This window comes from Streptomyces sp. NPDC059564, from assembly GCF_042735575.1.
Taxonomy (GTDB): domain Bacteria; phylum Actinomycetota; class Actinomycetes; order Streptomycetales; family Streptomycetaceae; genus Streptomyces.
Genome location: NZ_JBHWBP010000036.1, coordinates 1 through 17,414, shown reverse-complemented (window position 1 = coordinate 17,414; position 17,414 = coordinate 1). Strand labels below are relative to the sequence as shown.

The following is a 17,414-nucleotide window of genomic DNA, read 5'->3' as shown; positions in this document are numbered from 1 at the left end:
CCGGGCCCCGTCGCGGTCCGGGGACGCGGGCCGGTGCCGGGCAGCGGGGCTCGGGTGTGGTGCGGGGCTCAGGAGACGGGTTCCCGCAGGTCCACGGCCGGTGCGGGGCTCCGGGGGTCGGGCGGGCGGGGGACGTAGACCGGCGAGTCCGACTGGTAGAAGAGGTCGATGTCGGCCTCCTCCCCGCCGACGATCAGGGTGTCCCAGGCTCCGCTCTCCTGGAGGACCCGCAGGGTGGCGGGCGCGATCGTGGAGAGGTGGGAGCGCAGCTCCGCGTCCGTGGGCATTCCGGGCAGCCGGGGCGCGAGGCGTTCACGGATCGCCGCCATGCGGTCCAGGAGCTCGTCGAGCCCGGGGCCGGCCCCCTCCGCCGCGGGGCCGGCACCACGTCGCGGTTCGGCACTGCGGGCGATGATGTCCTTGATCGCGCGGGTGGCGCCCTGTTCGTCGGTGGTCACCATGGCGTTCCAGGCCCGGCTCTTGTGCCGGTACTGCAGCATGGACATGGCCGCCTCGTGCCGGATGAAGTCCGCGTCGCGGAGCGGCTTTCCCCGCCACGCGCGACTGAGCGTGCGGGCCAGGGAAGTGGCCGAAGCGAGGCCGCTGTTGAGGCCCCGGCCGGGCCAGAAGTGGATGGCGTTGGCGGCGTCGCCCAGCAGGAAGCCGTACGTGCCCGGGCCCTTCGCGGTCGGGCGGTTCAGCTGGGCCGTGAACCTCGGGCGCTGCACCATGTCCAGCCGGAACGAGGTGATGGCCGACAGGTCGTCCTCGGCCACGCCGAACAGGTTCAGGCCCTGCCGGATCTCCTTCCACAGGGGCGAACTGCGCAGCAGCGCGGGCAGGAAGAGCGTCCCGTGCGTCGGGCAGCGGAACTCGTTGTCCTCCTCACGGCTCATCAGGCAGGGACGCGCGGCGATGCACTCCTCGAAGACCTGGCGGACCGGGTCGATGCCGATCACGCTCTTGGCCTCCTCGCGCGTGAGGCGCATGTTCAGGAACCCCTCGCCCCTCAGCGAGTTGAGCAGGAACCGGTTCTGCGACACGGTCAGCAGCACGCTCATCGGGTCGGGCAGCTTCGACTTGACCCGGAGCCCCAGAACGACGTCCTGCAGGTGCTCCCCGTCGAGGGAGTAGATCGAAGCGTCGGCCCCGCCGAAACGGTCGCCGAAGTACTCGCGGGTGCGGGAACGGCCGCCCTCGCAGATCGCCAGGACGTGCTCCTGGGCGAGGCGGTCCTGCTGCTCCTGCGGGTCGAAGCGCCTCGGTACGAGCCGGATCGCCGCCTTCGTGTTGGCCAGCTCCAGGAGCCGGTCCTCGATGTAGGCGATCCGGATGTTGCGGGGAGGCCGGCCGTCGACGGAGTCCGGTCCGACGGGCCACATCTCCGAGTAGGCGCCTTCGCCGAACAGCGCCGACCGCACCTCGGCGGACAGCGCGAGGTACTGCCGGCTCTGGACGGTCACGACCTGCTGGCGGCGGACGTTGCCCTGCTCCTCGCCCTTCCAGACGATCGCGGAGTCCTTCCTGACCCACCGTCCGTCGTGGACGGTGATGGCCACGCGCCCGTGGAGCATCTCCTCCAGTGCGAGCGCGAAGGCGAGGCCCACCGGGCCCCCGCCGGAGACCGTGACCCGCAGTACGCCGGGGTCCGCGACGACGCCCACGCGCGGGACGTCGAGCTGGGAGAGGTTGATGACCGTCTCCATGGCGTCCTGCGCTTCGTAGAGAAAGGTTTCCTCGCCGATCCGGATGCAGTCGTTCGGACGCAGCACGTGCCGGGTGACGCGCTGGTCGTTGACGAACGTGCCGTTCCTGCTGTCCCGGTCGTAGAGGACGAACCCGGCGTCCTCCGTGACGATCTCGGCGTGCAGCCGGGAGGCGTTGGGGCTCACGATCACGATGCCGCTGTCGCTCTTGCGCCCGAAGGCGAGGGGGGCGCTGCCCAGAACCACGCTCTGCCCCATGAAGGGACCCGTGCGTCCCACGATGACCGATGGCACTCCACACTCCTTGCGAACGATGCCCAGCTACGGATGGTCCGTCCCCCGGGGCCGGACCGGCCCGGGTGCGGATCCGCCACTCACACGTCGTCGGGGAGGGATCGGTTCAAGCCTTCTCGTAGGGAACGGGTCGCCGAAACCGAGTTGAACCGAACGACCCGCTCCGTCCGTGATGTTCGCGGCGGCTCTCGCGGGTGCGGGAGCCGAAGGGCAACGGCCGCGTACCGCCACCGAGCCGCTTGGCAAGGAGTAGGGAGAACCACCCCGATGTACAACGAGGATTCGATACCGGAGACGCCGGAGATGCCGGAGAAGCCGGACGGCGGACGACTGGTCGCGGGCCGCTACCGCCTCCTGTCCCGTCTCGGCGAGGGCGGAATGGGCACCGTGTGGCGCGCTCACGACGAGACGCTGCACCGGGAGGTCGCCGTCAAAGAGGTGCGCGCCCCGGTCGGCCTGCGCGCCGCCGACATCGCGCGGATGTACACCCGGCTGGAACGGGAGGCGTGGGCAGCCGCACGGATCACCGACCGCAACGTGGTGACGGTGTACGACGTGGCCATGGACGACGACCGCCCCTGGATCGTGATGGAACTGATCCGCGGACGGTCACTGGCCGACCTGCTGCGTACCGGGCCGATCACCCCGCAGCACGCCGCGCGCATCGGCGCCGAGGTGCTGGCCGCGCTCCGCGCCGCCCACGCCGTCGGGGTCGAACACCGGGACGTGAAGCCGGGCAACGTGCTGCTCGCCGACGACGGACGGGTGGTCCTCAGCGATTTCGGCATCGCGATGGTCGAGGGCAGTACGGCGCTCACCATGACCGGCGAGGTGGTCGGCTCCCCCGAGTACCTGCCGCCGGAGCGGGCGTTGGGCCGCGCCTCCGGCCCCGAGTCCGATCTGTGGTCCCTCGGCGTGCTGCTGTACGCGTCCGTCGAGGGCATCTCCCCGTTCCGGCAGGACTCGGCGCTGAGCACCCTGCGCGCCGTCGTCGACGCGGAACTCCCCGCGCCGCGCCGGGCCGGTCCGCTCGCGTCCGTCATCGAAGGACTGCTCCGCAAGGAGCCCGCCGAGCGGACCTCCGCCGAGCAGGTCGCGGTCGCGTTGCGGGACATCGGCCGGGGCGTGCCGTCGCCCGTGGACGACGGCACAGCACCGGAGACCGTCGACGCCCCGACGCTCGCCGCGGGCCCCGACACGGGTGCGACGACGGCCGCCGCCCCCCTGCCCGGCGCCGAGCCGGCGACGACCGGCGTCACCCCCCTCGAACCCACCACGGCGGCGGCGCCCGTCCCACCATCCGCCGCGTCCCCCGAGCCCGACACCACCCACGTGACGACACCCGCGCCCGTCCCGACACCCACCCGCGTCACGACGCCCGCGCCCGCCGGCCGCCCGCGCAAGCGGCGCATGGCCGTGGTGGCGGCCGGTGCGGCGGCGTGCGCCCTGCTCGTGGCAGGGGTGGGTTACGCGCTGGCCGACCGGCACGAGGGCAACGGCGCGGGCGCCGACCGGGCTTCCACCGGGGCGAGCGCGTCCTTGCGGGAAGCCGGTAATCAGCCGGCCGCGTCGGCCGTACGGGTCTCGGTGGTGGGCTCGAACACCACGTATGCGGGCGCGTGCCCGTCGCCGGGACAGCAGGCGCCCACGTTCACGGCGACGTTCACCGCGGCGCAGCCGACCCGGATCTCCTACCGCTGGGTGTCCAAGGACGGCTCCGTGGTCGATCCGCACTGGCGCCTCCTGTCGATCGGGAACGAGGGAGCGCGCACGGGTCAGGACACGGTGCGCCTGACGACGTACGCGAAGGCCGGGACGCTGAACAGTGAGATCGGCGTGGAGCTCCGCCAGCCCTTCGCCGCGACGTCCAACGCGGTTCCCTTCTCGATGACCTGCGGCGATTGACCGGATCGCGCTACGAGCGGTGCGGACGTGCGGGGCCGGACGGCGGATGCTGCAATGGGAGCAGAGCCGCGTCCGGCCACTGGTGCGCCGTCCGCATCCGCGGATGCAGATCGCCGTGGGGCGCCGCCGGGCCGGCGCTCCCACGCGAGGAGTGCTCATGAGCGACGACATCGAAGACATGGGCCCCGTCGACTACCTGGTCGTCGAGTTTCCCGGCAACCGGATGACCGGCGAGGCGTTCCCGCTGCTGATCGACCTGGTGGACAGAGGCCTCATCCGCATCTTCGACCTCCGCTTCGTACGGAAGGACGCGGACGGCACCGTCACCGCCCTGGAACTCACGGGACTCGACGACGGCGCGGACGCGACGGGATGGTCCGTCTTCGAAGGCGCGTCCTCCGACCTGCTCGACCAGAGCGACCTCGACGAGGCGGGCAACGCCCTCCAGCCCGGCAACTCGGCCGCGATCCTGGTGTACGAGAACCGGTGGGCCGCCCCCTTCGCCCGGGCACTGCGCGCCGGCGGCGCCCAGATGGTGGCGAGTGGCCGGATCCCCGTCCAGGCCATCCTGGCCTCCCTCGACGCCGAGGAGGCCGCCGGTGGTGACCAGCCGCCGCAGTGACGGACGTACCGGTGCTCACAAGGCGGTTTCGCCCGCGGTGATCAGGGCCGCGACCGCCCGTGGACCGGCCTCGGCCAGAGCCCGGCGCTGGCGGTCGGCCGAGGTCCCCTGTTGCAGGAGCCGGTGAACGAGCGAGCTCACCTCGCGGTGGTCACCGTTGTCTTCGAGGGCCGGGCCGATGTGGCCGAGCAGCATCCCCAGCACGTCCCCGCTGCTGCGCAGCCGGCCTCCCGGGTCCATCAGCGTGCCGCTCATCCCGTGCCGGGCCGCATGCCACGTCGCGGCTTGCAGGAGCTCCGGTCGGCACAGGGCGGGAGCGGCTCCGGCCTTCTCCTCGGCGATCGCGGTGGCGGCGAGTCCGCGGACGACACCGGCGAGCATCACCGCGTCGTCCGCCTCCAGCTGCACGTCACAGCAGCGCACCTCGATGGTGGGGTACCGCTCCGAGAGCCGGGCCTGCCAGTACATCTGCCCCCGGTCGGGGATCAGCCCCGACTCCACCAGTGCGTCGGCCCGTGCCTCGTAGTCCGCGGCCCCCGCGAAGTACGGCGGCGGGCCGCTGACCGGCCAGCGGCCGAAGATGATCGTGCGCCAGCTGGCGAAGCCGGTGTCCCGTCCGTCCCACAGGGGCCCGTTCGCGGACATCGCCAGCAGCGTCGGGAGCCAGACGCGCAGCCGGTTCAGGACGGCCACCGCGGTCTCGCGGTCGGGCATCCCCACATGGACGTGCATTCCGCAGATCAGCTGCTCGTCGACGAGCAAGCGGGCCTCTCCCCGCATCTTCAGGTACCGCGTCGTGCTGGTGACGGGTACGGGTGAGACGTCCTTGACCGGCGCGGTGGCGGAGATCGCGATGCGGCAGCCGTTCGTCTGCGCGGCGGACGCGACCGCGTGCCGCAGCCGCAGGAGATGACCCCCCACCTCCTCCAGGGCCGTGCACACGGGGGTGGCGACCTCGATCTGGGCCTGCAGCAGCTCGTCCTGGACCTCCCGCTCGTCCGCGATCGGCGCCAGGCGGGCCGTGGCACGCACCTCCTGCACGAGTGGAGTGGGCAGGAGCGTCTCCGGGTCGACCAGCAGGTACTCCTCCTCGACCCCGACAGTGATCACGATGTGTGGCCTCCTGAAGCCCCGACGACAGGTGCCCGACGCACCGTTTCCATCACGGGCAGCTCGAGTTCGGATCGTCGTGGACGAGGGCGCAGATCATCTGCTCGCCACGCCGGTGGTCCGGATAGGTCGTGAGGAGTTCGTCCTCGAAGTCGTTCCACTGGCGGGCGGTCTCGGCGGTGGCTCCGGAAACGGCGTTGTTGAAGTTGTCCCCGGTTTTCGAGCGGCTGGACGCGGCGGTGTCCTTGTTCAGGTCACGGTTGTGGGTGACACGGCCCGCGCAGTCGCCGGCCTTGACGCCGGTGGAATCGAAGTCGGAGTAGCAGCCGGTGGTGAGGTCCGCGGGGATCCGGGCGCGTGCGTCCCGTGTCCAGTCGGCGTCATCCATGGTGCTGTAGCGGCGGATGTCGAGGAAGGGGGCGACTTCGGTACGTGCCAGTCCGGGAGGGTTGGCCAGGTCCACGGGGCCGGGGCCGGCGCGGTCGGACCAGTTCGAGTGCGCGTAGAAGTCCTGGATCGGGTGCCAGCCGCGGCCGAGCTGTTCCAGGACCGCGCACTTGGCACGGGTGGGGGTCTCGTTCCAGGCACAGGGGGAGGACAGGTCGCTCTGGTCGGCCCGGACCTTTCCGTTCGCGTCCACGAGACCGTCCGCCGCGCGGATCGCGTTCCGGAAGCGGGCGACGGAGGTGCGGACGCAGGCGAGGAGCTCGGTGGAGGCCTCGTCCCGGCTGCGGGGATAGTGCTGGACGTAGCGGGGGGCGAGGTAGTCGGCGTTGTCGCAGTGCAGGGGGCCGATCAGGAAGTATCCACCGTGGTCGTCGGCATTGACGGCCCCGTCGCGGGCGTCCGCCATCGCGGACAGGGTGGCCGGCTCCCAGGGCAGGGCCGCCCGTGTGATCTTCTCGTGGTTGCCGCCGGTGAACGCGAACGCGGGCCCGGAGGGCACGGCGGTCAGGGCGATCACGAAACCGGCCACGACGGCCGTTCGTGCCGGGCCGCGCCGCAGGAGGTGGGACACGCGATGCTCCGGGAGGTCAGGCGCCGAGGAGCTTGCTCTTCTGCTCCGCGAACTCCGCCTCGGTCAGAATTCCCTGGTCCTTCAATGTCGCGAGTTCCTTGAGCTGCGAGATCCGGCTGCTCATGTCGGGGGCCGGCGGCGGCGTGGGAGCCGGGGGCGGGGGCGGGGCGGGTGCGGCTGCGGCGGGCTGCTGGGCGGCGGCTTCCTGCTCGGCCCATCGGCCCCCCTGACGCCGCGAGACCCGGTTGGAGACGGCCGTCGCCGTACCGGCCACCACCGCGGTACGCGCTATTCCTCGAAGAAGACCGGGCATGTCGCTTCTCCTCACCGACCGGGCGCAGGCCGGACAGTCCGGCTGACGGCCCCCGGCGCTCCTCCCCAGCATGGCACCGACGGGGGGTTTCGCGCCCGGTGAGGGCCGCTCGCCGCAGCGGTGAGCGCCTGGTGCGGAGTCGTGCGTGCCGGGGTGCTCAGTCGAACGTCCACCGGGTGTGGGTGTAGACGCCGTCGTCCCGGCCGAAGCCGTACGCGGTGGACGGGGTCACGGCGAACACCGTCACGCCGCCCTTCCGGAACGCGTCGTCGATCCCGTGGAAGGTGCCCTCGGACGAGGTGATGTGGGCCCCGTACTTCGTCTTGTACGCCGTGATCACCTCTTCCAGTACCGCGGGATCGGCAACCGGGACCGCTTTGCCCTCGACCACGAGGTCGAGTCCTACGGTGAGCGAGTTCCCGCCGGTGGTCAGCGCGCAGTGGCCGTCGTGGGCGAGGTTCTTCGCCTTCTGTTCCTCCGTGCCGGTGGAGAAGTACAGCGCCCCGTCGTGCCAGGCGGCGATCACGGGAGTGACGTGCAGCCGGCCGTCGGGGCGGACGGTGGAGACCCAGAAGATCTCGGCGGTTCTGAGCTGCCGCCGGGCCTCGTCCCACTCGGTGGCGGTGACGTCCGCGGCGCCCGGGCGGGGGTTGAGCGCGGAGCTGTAGCGGGAGTCGAGCTCGGTCGTGGGCCGTGGTGCGGGTTCCTGCGTCGGCATGGCGGAACTCCTTCCTCTCCCACCCATAACGACCGGCGGCCCGCGAGGACCTGCGGCCGAGTGGGGGTGGGGGAGGCGTCGGACGGAGCCCTGCTCGCCGAACACCGCGATCGGCGAGCAGGGCTTCCTTCACCACGCCCGTGTGGCAGCGAGAGCCGCAAGCAGCCCAGGGGCGGGTGTCCGCAGCCAGGGAACCAACTGTCGACCCGGTGGGGCGACTGGTCCCGGACACGGAAACCGGCCAGATTGGCCTGTCTGGGCACAGTGAATCATCCAAGAGGTGAATCCGCCAGTGTGGTTCTCATCTGCGGGGGATGGTTGCTGATTTCTCTCGCAGGTGCGGATCTCATCGCCTTGGGGGGCGGGTCTCACAGGCCTCGGGTGTGGAGGGAATGTCCTGGGAGCGGGCGGGGGAGCTCGCCCATGGCGTGGCCCTGCCGCCGGCCGGCCGCGAGGTGCCGTCGGCCGCCGCGACGGGGCTGACGCTGGCGGGCGCGCTCCGGGCCGGTACCGCCCGGCGCGGGCGACCGCTCGCGCCGGCCCCGCTGGTCCTCCTCGCGGGATAGGTTGGGATGTACTCGTCAGGAACTCCGGGAGGTTCTCCGCATGTCCGTTTCGGCTCGTCACCAGTTGTTCTCGTACGGCACGTTGCGGTTCCGTGAGGTCCAGCTCGCACGGTTCGGCAGGCTGCTGGAGGGGACGCCCGACGCGCTGCCCGGATACCGGATGACGTACATACAGATCACCGACCCCGAGGTGATCGCCGCCAGCGGAACCGACCGCCATCCCCTGGTCGTCGCCTCACCCGGTGAGGACGACGCCGTCGACGGCACCGTCTTCTCGATCACCGACGAAGAGCTGGCCTCGGCGGACGACTACGAGGTCGACGACTACGCCCGGATCCAGGTCGTCCTGCGCTCGGGCACCACGGCATGGGCCTACCTCGCCGCACAGTCCTGAACCCGACGGTGCCGCCGCGCGTCGCGTACACCCTCACCGGGCCGGGGGCCGGGGCCAGGTGAGGCGGATCTGGGCGTCGGTCATCGCGGACGGGTGCTCCGCCGGGGGACCCTCCAGGCCGAAGCCCATCAGCAGGACCTCGGCGTAGCGGCGCCAGGCGTCGGGCGCGACGTCGTGGGTGCGGTCGGCGACGGCACCGGTCATGTAGAGGAACGCGTACACGTCGGCGCCGGCGAAGTCCGCACGGACCGCTCCGGCCGCCACGGCCCGTTCCGCCAGGCCGTCGACGAGGCGGGCGAGGTCGTCACGCAGCCGGGAGACCGGCTCCGCGTCGACGCTCGCGTGGGCGAAGACGACCTCCAGGGCCTGGTCCCGGGCCCGCCACTGCGCCGCTTCCAGCAGGTAGTGGCGCAGCGCCTGTCCGGGGTCCGGCCGGCGGGCGGCCGTCGACGCCAGCCCCAGGAACGCGGTGAACCGTTCGGTGAACAGGGCGTCGATCAGCGACTGGAGGTCGGGGAAGCGCCGGTACACCGTGCCGACCCCGATGCCCGCCTCGCGTGCGATCTCGTTGAGGGGGACGGTGAACCCCCGCTCGGCGAACAGGCGGTCGGCCGTCCGCATGATCAGCCGGCGGTTCCGTTCCGCGTCCGCGCGCAGCGGGCCTCGCGTTTCCCGGGTCACGCCGCGACCCTCTCCGCCACCGCGGGCCGGCGCAGGGCTCCGGCCGGCAGCAGGACGCCCGTCACGAGGCTCCACAGCAGCCACGAGTAGACACCACCGCGCTCGAACACCCCCGCCGTGCTCGCCGACGCGCCCACGAACACCTCGCTCAGCAGGCCCAGGGAACCCACCGCGACGCTGAAGACGCGGTACGCGGGCGGCAGTCCGAGGCTCCGCAGCGCTCCCGCCATGATCGCGACCAGGTTCGCGCACAGGATGCCGACCGCCGCGGCCACGACGTGGACGACCAGCCCGACGCGCGGGCCGTCCGCGGACCCGTGGAACACCCCGACCAGCACCATCCCCACGCCGTGCGCGACCGCGAGGGCGACGAACAGGCGGCGTGCGCGACCCGTGGCGATGCGGGACAACAGCACCACCCCGATCGCGAACAGGATCCCCTCGACCGCGAACGACGCGTTCATCAGCGAGTGCGTCGGAGAGCAGATCTCGCGGCCCTGGAACCGCACGCCGCACACGGCCACGCCGAGGTCGCTGATGTAGTGGGAGGCGTAGCTGTACGGCGGATCGGTCCAGGCCGCCGCGGTCACCGCCTCGGCGACCACCCACTGCACCGCGCTCACCACCAGGACGACGGCTCCCGCCATCCGGATCCGTGTCGTCTTGTCACGTCTCGTCATGCACGCCATCCTAGCGCTAAGCGGATAGATTGATCCGGTTGCATGTGGCGAGCGTCACATCCGGCGGATCGAACTTCGTCGTCCGCCTGGGCATCTAGTCGGCGTCGTGCGGTTTTCGAGCGGCACGACGCCACATCCACCGCATGAAGGAGCTGGGGCATCGTGAGCACCATCCCGGAAGCAAGGAACGTCGTCCTCGTCCACGGCGGATTCGTCGACGGATCGGGCTGGAGAGGGGTTTATGAGCTGCTGCGCGCGGACGGTTACCGCGTGAGCGTCGTCCAGAACCCCACCCTCTCGCTCGACGGCGACGTCGCCACCACCAAGCAGGCCCTCGATGCCCTGGACGGCCCGACCGTCCTGGTCGGACACTCCTACGGCGGCGCGGTGATCTCCGAAGCCGGCAACCATCCGAACGTGACGGCCCTCGTGTACGTCGCGGCCTTCGCACCCGACAAGGGCGAGTCGGTGAACACCCTCATCGCCGACCCGCCGCCCGGTGCCCCCGTCCCGCCCATCGTGCCGTCGAACGACGGGTTCCTCTTCCTCGACCGGGAGAAGTTCGCCGAGTCCTTCGCCGGGGACCTGCCCGCCGACGAGGCGCGCTTCCTGGCCGACTCCCAGGTTCCCTGGGGCCCGGACGCCCTGGGCGGTACGGTCGCCCACCCGGCCTGGCGGACCAAGCCGAGCTTCTACCTGGTCGCCGCCGACGACCGCATGATCCCGCCGCCGGCCCAGCGGGTCATGGCCGAGCGGGCGGGAGCGACGGTCACCGAGACCGGCGGCAGCCACGCCGTCTACGTCTCCAAGCCCGGCGAGGTCGCCGCCCTCATCAAGCAGGCGGCCCAGGGGGCCACCGCGTGAGGACCCCCCGCACCACGGCGAAGTAACGATCCGCAGCCCGTCCCCGTACGGATCCCGCACGAACCCCCAGAACCGCGGGATCCGTACGGGGCGCAGCAAGGAGAGCAGCAGCATGGCCGACGAGACCGCTCCGCCCCTGTACCTCCGGGGACGCTTCGCCCCGGTCCCCGACGAGCACGGCGCGGCCGGTCTCACCGTGCGGGGCTCCCTGCCGCCCGAGCTGGACGGCCGCTACCTGCGCAACGGCCCCAACCCGCTGCCCGGCGAGGACAAGGGCCACTGGTTCACCGGTCCCGGCATGCTCCACGGCATCCGGCTGAGCGGCGGACGCGCCGAGTGGTACCGCAACCGGTGGGTCCGCACCCGGGAGTTGGAGGGGCATCCGTTCATCCGCGCGGACTTCACCCTCGACCTGGCCGCGGCGCCCGCCAACACCCACGTGATCCGGCACGCCGGCATCGTCCTGGCCCTGTGCGAGGTGGGCCTGCCCTACTGGGTCACCCCGTCGCTGGAGACCGTGGGACCGTACGACTTCGAGGGGCGGCTGACCACCGCGATGACCGCTCATCCCAAGGAGGACCCGGTCACGGGCGAACTGCACCTGTTCGGCACCGGGTTCGCCCCGCCCTACCTCACCTACCACCGGGTCACCGCGGAGGGGCTGCTGCTCGACAGCCGGCGGGTCGACGTCCCGGGCCCGACGATGATGCACGACTTCGCCATCACCGAGCACCACATCATCTGGATGGACCTGCCCGTCGTCTTCGACGCCGCCCTGGCCGGGCGCGGCGGCATGCCCTACCGGTGGGACGAGGGGTACGGCGCCCGGCTCGGGGTCATGCCGCGCAGGCCCGGCAGCACCGACGTGCGGTGGTACGAGATCGATCCCTGCTACGTCTTCCACGTGGGCAACGCCTACGAGGACCCGCGGGGGCGGATCGTTCTGGACGCGGTGCGCTACGACCGCACCGGCTTCCGGGACGCCTGGTCGGGCTTCGGCGGGACCGCGGGCCCGGCCGGCCCCCTCGGCCCGCCCGGCCGCGCCCAGGCCCCCGCCGTGCTGCACCGCTGGACGCTGGACCCGGCCACCGGCCGTGTCGCCTCGTCCCGACTGGACGACCGCGACGCCGAGTTCCCCACGCACAACGAGACCCTCACCGGACGCCCGAACCGCTACCTGTACACCGTCTCCGGTGACGGCATCACCAAACACGACCTCGCGCACCGTGCCAGCCGCGTGCACGAGACGCCCGGCAGCCGCTACGCCGGGGAAGCGGTCTTCGTACCGGCGGCGGACGCCACCGGCGAGGACGAGGGCTGGCTCCTGTCGCTCGTCTCCGACGACGACGGCGGGGCGGGGGAGCTGCTCGTCCTCGACGCCGCGGAGTTTTCCGTCCAGGCCGTGGTGGAACTGCCCCACCGCGTCCCGGCCGGATTCCACGGCAGCTGGCTGCCGGAGCGGGCAAGCCGCTGGGACTCCAACTCCCCTATATCGTACGACGCGTGATACACCGTCACCCTCACGGAGGGGTCCGCCCGGTCATGACGACATCCCTCGATCCGCCCACGGACGAGGAGCTCACCCGCAGGGCCCAGGCCGGCGAGACCGGAGCCCTCGGGCTGCTGCTGGCCCGCCACCAGGCCTCGATGCGCGCGGTGGCGCTGAGCCTGCTCGGCTACGGCCCCGATGCCGAAGACGCGGTACAGGACGCCGCGTTGACCGCGCTGCGGCGCATCGGCGACGTACGGGATCCCGCGGCCGTGGGCGCCTGGCTGCGGGCCGTCGTCCGCAACTCCTGCCGCATGCGCCTGCGCGCCGCACGGGAGACGCCGGGCCTCGACGGTCTTGACGCCCTTGGCGCCCTCGGTCACCGGCACCTTCGCGACCAGGCGCCGTCGGAACCCGAGCGGCTCATCGAGCAGCACGCGATGCGCGACTGGATCTGGGACGCGGTGGAGGAACTGCCGCAGCAGTTGCGGCTCGTGCTGATGCTGCGGCACTTCAGCGGCATCAGCACGTACCAGGAGATCGCGGACGCGTGCGAGGTCCCGGTCGGTACGGTGCGCAGCAGGCTCAGCCAGGCCCGGGCCAAGATGGCCCGGGCACTCGCGTCGACGGCCGCGCAGGCGCACGACGACGCCGCCGCCGTCACCGAGGGGAGCAGGCAGGAGGCCGTGGCGACCCTGAGGGCGTGGGAGAGCGGCGGTCTGCCCCGGGAGATCTCCGAGTTGTGGCCGCAGGAGTCCGAAATGGTCGGCCGGCTCGGCCGGCCCGGCGAGCGCGTCCATCCCGTCCCGGTCATGCGCCGGTACCTGGAGGGCGGGGTGCGCCAGCACCTGCGTCATGTGGTGGCCGGCCGGGACATCGGCATCTGGGAGATGGACGTCACCCACGAGGGTGCCGTCCACGTCTGCCCGCCGAACCTGGCCTGGGTCATGTTCCGCCGCGACGGCCGGGTCGAGCGGCTCAGGGTGATCTTCCCCCGGCCGGAGCGGTGAGGATCGCGGACAGGCCGAACTCGATACAGCCGGGGACCCCGGACGCCAGGGGCGGCCGCATCGATCAAGGTCGATAGCATGGGGGAGGAGAAGTCGGACGGAGAACCCGGGGTGGGCGTGACGAGCAAGGCAAGTCCCGGCGTGCCCAGGCTCCTGCGGACCATGAACGACCGGGCGGCCCTGGAGGTCCTGCTGGAGCACGGCGCCCTGTCCCGGGCCCAGATCGGCCGGCTGACCGGCCTGTCCAAGCCGACGGCCTCGCTCATGCTGGCCCGCCTGGAGGCCGACGGCCTCGTGGTGGCCGGGGGCACCTCCGGCGGACACCGCGGACCGGGCGGCCTGCTCTACACCCTCAACCCGGCGGCGGCGTACGCCGCCGGGCTCGACGTGACACCCGGCCTGATCCGGGCGGCCGTCGCCGACATCACCGGGCGCACGATCGGCACGTACGAACTCACGGCCCCCGAGGCGTGCGGCGACGAGGTCGACCAGGTGATCGTGGCCGTCGACGGGGCCGCGCGGGAGGCCGGCATCACCGCGGACGCCATCCGCCGGGTCGTCGTCGGCGCCCCGCTGGCCTTCGACCTCCGGGAGGGCAGGGTCCGCTACCCCACGCACATGCCCGGGTGGCGGTCGCCGACCCTGTTCGACGAGCTGGCGGCCCGGCTGCCGATGCCCGTCGACTGCGAGAACGACGTCAACCTCGTGGCCGTCGCGGAACGGCGGCTCGGAGCGGCCCGCGCACACGAGGACTTCTTCCTGCTGTGGAACGAGGAGGGCATCGGCGCCGCCATGATGTTCGGCGGACGCCTCCACCGCGGCCGCACCGGCGGATCGGGCGAGGTCGGCTTCATGCCCGTGCCCGGAACACCGGTGGTGCGCAACCCCGAGGTGGCCCAGACCGGCGGGTACCAGGACCTGGCGGGCTGCCAGGCCGTACCCGTCATCGCCCGCGGCCTGGGCATCGACTACGCCGCGGACCTCCCCGAACCGGCCCCGTCGCCCGGGGCGGATCCCGTGCTCGCCACCGCCACGGCCCTCCTGCGGCGGGCCGCCACCCACGCCGACGGTCCGTACCGCCGGCTCCTGGAGGTGTTCGCGACCGGCGTCGCCACGGGACTGTCCTCGATCGCCGCCGTCCTCGACCCCGACGTCGTGATCCTCTCGGGCGGCCTGTTCACCGCGGGCGGCGAACCGCTGCGCGCCCTGGTCGAGGCCGAACTCTCCGAACTCTCCGCCTGCCAGCCACCGCTGGTACTCGCCGAGGTCCACGAGCACCCGGTCCTGCGCGGCGCCCTGGAGAGCGCCCTGGCCGCGACCCGCGACGAGGTCTTCGACACCTCCCGCGAACCCGCCGGGTGACACGGGCGCTCAGCTCTCGGCCTTCGCCTTCAGGCGGTGGAGCCACTCGTCCAGGGAGGCGTCGAGCGCCTGCTGGAGCGCCGGGGTGTCGGCCTCCACGGGGGCGCCGGCCCAGGACTCCTCGGTGTGGACGTGCACGCCGTCCTCGCGCGGGGTGAAGGTCCACACGTGGACGGCGGTGATCCCCTGCGCCGGTCCGCCCCACACGATGCGCCGCAGCGGCTCGGCCTGCTCGACGGTGGAGCTGATGTCGCTGAGGCCGTGGACGGACCAGCGGAAGACGGACCCGGTCCGCAGGGGACCCGGCGTGAGCTTGGCGGCCTCGACGACCTCGGGCTGCCAGGCGGGCCAGTTGCCGACGTCGGTCTGGATCTTCCAGATCTTGTGCAGCGGGGCGTGGATGACGATGTCGTCGCGGGTGATGACGGGCGCGTCGTGGTCGATCCCGACGGGGTGGTGGGGGGTGCCGGACACGCCGATCGCGAGTGCGGCGGGCAGGGCGGCGGCCTGGGTGAGCAGGGTGCTGAGCACGGGCATGGCGGGTTCTCCCTGAGGTGGTGAGGGTGGGGTCGGGCGGGTCGGGGCAGGTCAGGGGACGAGGACGACCTTGCCGGCGACGGTGCCCGATTCGGCCAGGCGCATCGCCTCGGCGGCGCGGGCCAGGGGGATCTCGGCGGCGACCTTGGCGCTGATCTCGCCGCGCTGGAGGGCGGTGAAGACCCGGGTGAGGTCCGAGCGCAGACGGGTCCGGAAGCGGTTCTTCGCGTAGGCACGACCGGCCCAGACGTTGAAGAAGTACGCGCTGCGGCCGTTGGGCAGCGCGTTCCACAGCCACACCCGCCCCAGGAGCCGCAGCACCGGCGACGCGCCGGAGCCCTCGTCGTCGCGGGTGGCGGCGCTGCCGTAGGAGACGAGGGTGCCGCCGCGGGTCAGGAGCCGCCAGGAGTCGACGATGCCCTCGCCGCCGACGTGGTCGAACACGGCGTCCACCCCGTCGGGCGCGATCTCCCGTACCCGGGCGGCGACGTCTCCGCCGCGGTAGTCGACCGGGCTCACGCCGAGGGCGCGCAGCGCGTCGTGGTGGCGGGGCGAGGCGGTGCCGATCACCCGGGCGCCGGCGGCGAGCGCCAGCTGGACCAGGATCGAGCCGACCCCGCCGTTGGCACCGTGGACCAGGACGGTCTGACCGGCGCGCACCCGGGCCTTGCGGTGGAGCATCTGCCAGGCGGTGATCCCGTTGACGACCGCCGTCTCCGCGGCCACCGCGCCCACACCGTCCGGCACTTCCACCACGTCGGCGGCGTCGAGGAGGACGTGGCTCGCCCAGCCCCCGGTCTTCGTCATGGCCGCCACCCGCCGGCCGAGCAGCCCGGCCTCCACGCCCGCACCGGCCGCCCGCACGGTGCCGACCAGGTCGTAGCCGGGGACGAAGGGGAACGCGGGCTGGTCGTAGTACCGGCCGCGCCGCATCTGCTGCTCGGCGAAGGACACCCCCGTGGCCTCCATCTCCACCACGACCTGTCCGGCCGCCGGCACCGGCACCGGCCCCCGGTGCAGCTCCAGCCCTTCCGGCTCGACCTTGCCCGGCAGAACGATCTCGACGCGCTCGACGGTGTCCATGACGGTCTCCTGGTTGCTTGGGGTGTTTGTGGTTCTCGTGTTCGTTAGAACCTGTAACCAGAATGAACGCGACTCACGGTCATGTCAAGGGAGCGGAGCATGGGATCGTGATGACCCTTGCCGATAGTGATAACCTCTCACCATGCCTACGACGGACAGCACGACGACTCCCCGCGAGCGCTACCGGCAGCAGATCCGCGCGGAGGTCAAGGAGAAGGCCTGGCAGCAGATCGCCGGATCCGGCGCCTCCGCCCTGTCCCTCAACGCCATCGCCAAGCAGATGGGCCTGAGCGGACCGGCCCTGTACCGGTACTTCGCCAACCGCGACGAGCTGATCACCGAGCTCATCCGGGACGCCTACCGCAGCCTCGCGGACGCCTTCGGCGCCGTCGGGGACGCGGGCCCCGGCCCTGCCCGGCTCTCCGAGCTGGCGCGGGTGCTGCGCCGCTGGGCCCTGGAGGACCCGCACCGCTACTTCCTCGTCTACGGAACCCCGGTGCCCGGCTACCACGCCCCGCAGGACATCACCGAGATCGCCTCGGAGATGATGTCGGCCCTGCTCGACGCCTGCGTGGCCGCCTCGCCGGACCCCGCGCCCGGCGATCACGTACGCGCCTTCGCGGACCACCTGGCCGACCACCGCGCATGGGCCGCCGGCCACCCGGACGCCTCCCCGGCGGCGCTCCGCCTGGCCCTGTCCTTCTGGACACGCCTGCACGGCGCGCTCTCCCTGGAACTGGCGGGCCACTTCACCGGCATGGGCCTGGACCCGGCCCTCCTCTACACGGCCGAGGTCGAAGCCCTGACCGGCGGTGCCGGGCGCTGAACCCTCGTACGCACGAGGTGGCGGCGTCCCCTTTCGGCCCTGACCATGGCGTTCGGCTACGGCCCTCAGGGGAGGGGGAGGCACGGTGCACTACGGCTGGGACGAGGGGCGCGGGAACCTTCCCGCCGGAGGGCGGACCGTCGAGCGGTTCCAGTGGCGCGGTGAGTGCTGAATACGTGCCTTAGTTACACGAATTATTGTTTCCACTGGCTTGCCTTCCCCAGCCACCTTGGGGG

The 17,414-nt window shown here is 72.3% G+C and carries 18 protein-coding genes; 9 read left to right on the top strand and 9 right to left on the bottom strand.

Annotated elements, in window-relative coordinates; genetic code table 11:
• Positions 1 to 68: 68 nt before the first annotated feature.
• Positions 69 to 2,000, bottom strand: coding sequence for an FHA domain-containing protein (locus ACFV0Q_RS09910; protein WP_385003235.1), 1,932 nt, complete (start codon positions 1,998 to 2,000; stop codon positions 69 to 71).
• A 267-nt stretch (positions 2,001 to 2,267) separates the two neighbouring features.
• Between ACFV0Q_RS09910 and ACFV0Q_RS09905 the strand changes: the two genes are divergently transcribed.
• Both ACFV0Q_RS09905 and ACFV0Q_RS09900 read left to right on the top strand, forming a co-directional pair.
• Positions 2,268 to 3,905 carry a serine/threonine-protein kinase gene (locus ACFV0Q_RS09905; protein WP_385003232.1) on the top strand — a complete coding sequence of 546 codons (1,638 nt, stop codon included), beginning with the start codon at positions 2,268 to 2,270 and terminating at the stop codon, positions 3,903 to 3,905.
• 157 nt (positions 3,906 to 4,062) lie between these two features.
• On the top strand, positions 4,063 to 4,527 hold the full coding sequence (locus tag ACFV0Q_RS09900; protein WP_385003229.1) for a DUF6325 family protein: 465 nt from the start codon (positions 4,063 to 4,065) through the stop codon (positions 4,525 to 4,527).
• Positions 4,528 to 4,542: 15 nt separating this feature from the next.
• Here the strand turns inward: ACFV0Q_RS09900 and ACFV0Q_RS09895 are convergent, their stop codons facing one another.
• The 4 genes from ACFV0Q_RS09895 to ACFV0Q_RS09880 all read right to left on the bottom strand — a co-directional run bounded on the left by ACFV0Q_RS09895 (position 4,543) and on the right by ACFV0Q_RS09880 (position 7,686).
• A complete protein-coding gene (locus ACFV0Q_RS09895) occupies positions 4,543 to 5,637 on the bottom strand; it encodes a glutamate--cysteine ligase (RefSeq protein WP_385003226.1) in 1,095 nt (364 codons plus the stop codon).
• Positions 5,638 to 5,689: 52 nt separating this feature from the next.
• Positions 5,690 to 6,655: a hypothetical protein gene (locus tag ACFV0Q_RS09890; RefSeq protein ID WP_385003224.1), complete on the bottom strand. Its 966-nt coding sequence runs from the start codon at positions 6,653 to 6,655 to the stop codon at positions 5,690 to 5,692.
• Between the two features lie 16 nt (positions 6,656 to 6,671).
• Positions 6,672 to 6,968, bottom strand: a complete 297-nt coding sequence (locus ACFV0Q_RS09885; RefSeq protein ID WP_385003221.1) for an SHOCT domain-containing protein — start codon at positions 6,966 to 6,968, stop codon at positions 6,672 to 6,674.
• Between the two features lie 157 nt (positions 6,969 to 7,125).
• Positions 7,126 to 7,686, bottom strand: coding sequence for a pyridoxamine 5'-phosphate oxidase family protein (locus ACFV0Q_RS09880; RefSeq protein WP_385003218.1), 561 nt, complete (start codon positions 7,684 to 7,686; stop codon positions 7,126 to 7,128).
• A gap of 392 nt (positions 7,687 to 8,078) precedes the next feature.
• On the opposite strand from ACFV0Q_RS09880, the gene ACFV0Q_RS09875 reads away from it, so the two are divergent.
• Together ACFV0Q_RS09875 and ACFV0Q_RS09870 are read left to right on the top strand one after the other, a co-directional pair.
• Positions 8,079 to 8,252 (top strand): hypothetical protein, encoded by a 174-nt coding sequence (locus tag ACFV0Q_RS09875; protein WP_385003215.1) that lies wholly within the window; start codon positions 8,079 to 8,081, stop codon positions 8,250 to 8,252.
• Positions 8,253 to 8,292: 40 nt separating this feature from the next.
• Positions 8,293 to 8,646 (top strand): gamma-glutamylcyclotransferase family protein, encoded by a 354-nt coding sequence (locus tag ACFV0Q_RS09870; protein ID WP_385003211.1) that lies wholly within the window; start codon positions 8,293 to 8,295, stop codon positions 8,644 to 8,646.
• A gap of 33 nt (positions 8,647 to 8,679) precedes the next feature.
• Here the strand turns inward: ACFV0Q_RS09870 and ACFV0Q_RS09865 are convergent, their stop codons facing one another.
• Together ACFV0Q_RS09865 and ACFV0Q_RS09860 are read right to left on the bottom strand one after the other, a co-directional pair.
• Entirely contained in the window at positions 8,680 to 9,327 is a 648-nt protein-coding gene (locus ACFV0Q_RS09865) for a TetR/AcrR family transcriptional regulator (protein WP_385003208.1), read from the bottom strand.
• The gene (locus tag ACFV0Q_RS09860) at positions 9,324 to 10,007 is read right to left on the bottom strand and encodes a DUF998 domain-containing protein (RefSeq protein ID WP_385003205.1); all 684 of its coding nucleotides are present in this window, start codon (positions 10,005 to 10,007) and stop codon (positions 9,324 to 9,326) included. Before ACFV0Q_RS09860 ends, ACFV0Q_RS09865 begins: the two co-directional genes overlap by 4 nt.
• A gap of 162 nt (positions 10,008 to 10,169) precedes the next feature.
• Between ACFV0Q_RS09860 and ACFV0Q_RS09855 the strand changes: the two genes are divergently transcribed.
• The 4 genes from ACFV0Q_RS09855 (at position 10,170) to ACFV0Q_RS09840 (ending at position 14,732) form a co-directional block, all read left to right on the top strand.
• Entirely contained in the window at positions 10,170 to 10,871 is a 702-nt protein-coding gene (locus ACFV0Q_RS09855; RefSeq protein WP_385003202.1) for an alpha/beta fold hydrolase, read from the top strand.
• A 112-nt stretch (positions 10,872 to 10,983) separates the two neighbouring features.
• Positions 10,984 to 12,378: a carotenoid oxygenase family protein gene (locus tag ACFV0Q_RS09850; protein ID WP_385003199.1), complete on the top strand. Its 1,395-nt coding sequence runs from the start codon at positions 10,984 to 10,986 to the stop codon at positions 12,376 to 12,378.
• Between the two features lie 35 nt (positions 12,379 to 12,413).
• Entirely contained in the window at positions 12,414 to 13,370 is a 957-nt protein-coding gene (locus ACFV0Q_RS09845) for an RNA polymerase sigma factor (RefSeq protein WP_385003196.1), read from the top strand.
• Positions 13,371 to 13,448: 78 nt separating this feature from the next.
• Complete coding sequence (locus ACFV0Q_RS09840) at positions 13,449 to 14,732, top strand: ROK family protein (protein ID WP_385003193.1); 1,284 nt, start codon at positions 13,449 to 13,451, stop codon at positions 14,730 to 14,732.
• A 9-nt stretch (positions 14,733 to 14,741) separates the two neighbouring features.
• On the opposite strand, the gene ACFV0Q_RS09835 is transcribed toward ACFV0Q_RS09840, so the two are convergent.
• Positions 14,742 to 15,269: an SRPBCC family protein gene (locus ACFV0Q_RS09835; protein WP_385003190.1), complete on the bottom strand. Its 528-nt coding sequence runs from the start codon at positions 15,267 to 15,269 to the stop codon at positions 14,742 to 14,744.
• Between the two features lie 51 nt (positions 15,270 to 15,320).
• The gene (locus ACFV0Q_RS09830; RefSeq protein WP_385003187.1) at positions 15,321 to 16,352 is read right to left on the bottom strand and encodes a medium chain dehydrogenase/reductase family protein; all 1,032 of its coding nucleotides are present in this window, start codon (positions 16,350 to 16,352) and stop codon (positions 15,321 to 15,323) included.
• Positions 16,353 to 16,494: 142 nt separating this feature from the next.
• Here ACFV0Q_RS09830 and ACFV0Q_RS09825 point away from each other — a divergent pair, with 142 nt between their 5' ends.
• Positions 16,495 to 17,178 carry a TetR/AcrR family transcriptional regulator gene (locus ACFV0Q_RS09825; protein ID WP_385003184.1) on the top strand — a complete coding sequence of 228 codons (684 nt, stop codon included), beginning with the start codon at positions 16,495 to 16,497 and terminating at the stop codon, positions 17,176 to 17,178.
• Positions 17,179 to 17,414: the final 236 nt, after the last annotated feature.

Bases quoted from the DNA above. Each gene is read 5' to 3' on its own strand.
- ACFV0Q_RS09830 (WP_385003187.1), bottom strand. From the start codon at position 16,352: ATGGACACCGTCGAGCGCGTCGAGATCGTTCTGCCGGGCAAGGTCGAG.
- ACFV0Q_RS09885 (WP_385003221.1), bottom strand. From the start codon at position 6,968: ATGCCCGGTCTTCTTCGAGGAATAGCGCGTACCGCGGTGGTGGCCGGT.
- ACFV0Q_RS09875 (WP_385003215.1), top strand. From the start codon at position 8,079: ATGTCCTGGGAGCGGGCGGGGGAGCTCGCCCATGGCGTGGCCCTGCCG.
- ACFV0Q_RS09840 (WP_385003193.1), top strand. From the start codon at position 13,449: ATGGGGGAGGAGAAGTCGGACGGAGAACCCGGGGTGGGCGTGACGAGC.
- ACFV0Q_RS09825 (WP_385003184.1), top strand. From the start codon at position 16,495: ATGCCTACGACGGACAGCACGACGACTCCCCGCGAGCGCTACCGGCAG.
- ACFV0Q_RS09860 (WP_385003205.1), bottom strand. From the start codon at position 10,007: ATGACGAGACGTGACAAGACGACACGGATCCGGATGGCGGGAGCCGTC.
- ACFV0Q_RS09880 (WP_385003218.1), bottom strand. From the start codon at position 7,686: ATGCCGACGCAGGAACCCGCACCACGGCCCACGACCGAGCTCGACTCC.
- ACFV0Q_RS09900 (WP_385003229.1), top strand. From the start codon at position 4,063: ATGAGCGACGACATCGAAGACATGGGCCCCGTCGACTACCTGGTCGTC.
- ACFV0Q_RS09905 (WP_385003232.1), top strand. From the start codon at position 2,268: ATGTACAACGAGGATTCGATACCGGAGACGCCGGAGATGCCGGAGAAG.
- ACFV0Q_RS09870 (WP_385003211.1), top strand. From the start codon at position 8,293: ATGTCCGTTTCGGCTCGTCACCAGTTGTTCTCGTACGGCACGTTGCGG.
- ACFV0Q_RS09845 (WP_385003196.1), top strand. From the start codon at position 12,414: ATGACGACATCCCTCGATCCGCCCACGGACGAGGAGCTCACCCGCAGG.
- ACFV0Q_RS09850 (WP_385003199.1), top strand. From the start codon at position 10,984: ATGGCCGACGAGACCGCTCCGCCCCTGTACCTCCGGGGACGCTTCGCC.
- ACFV0Q_RS09835 (WP_385003190.1), bottom strand. From the start codon at position 15,269: ATGCCCGTGCTCAGCACCCTGCTCACCCAGGCCGCCGCCCTGCCCGCC.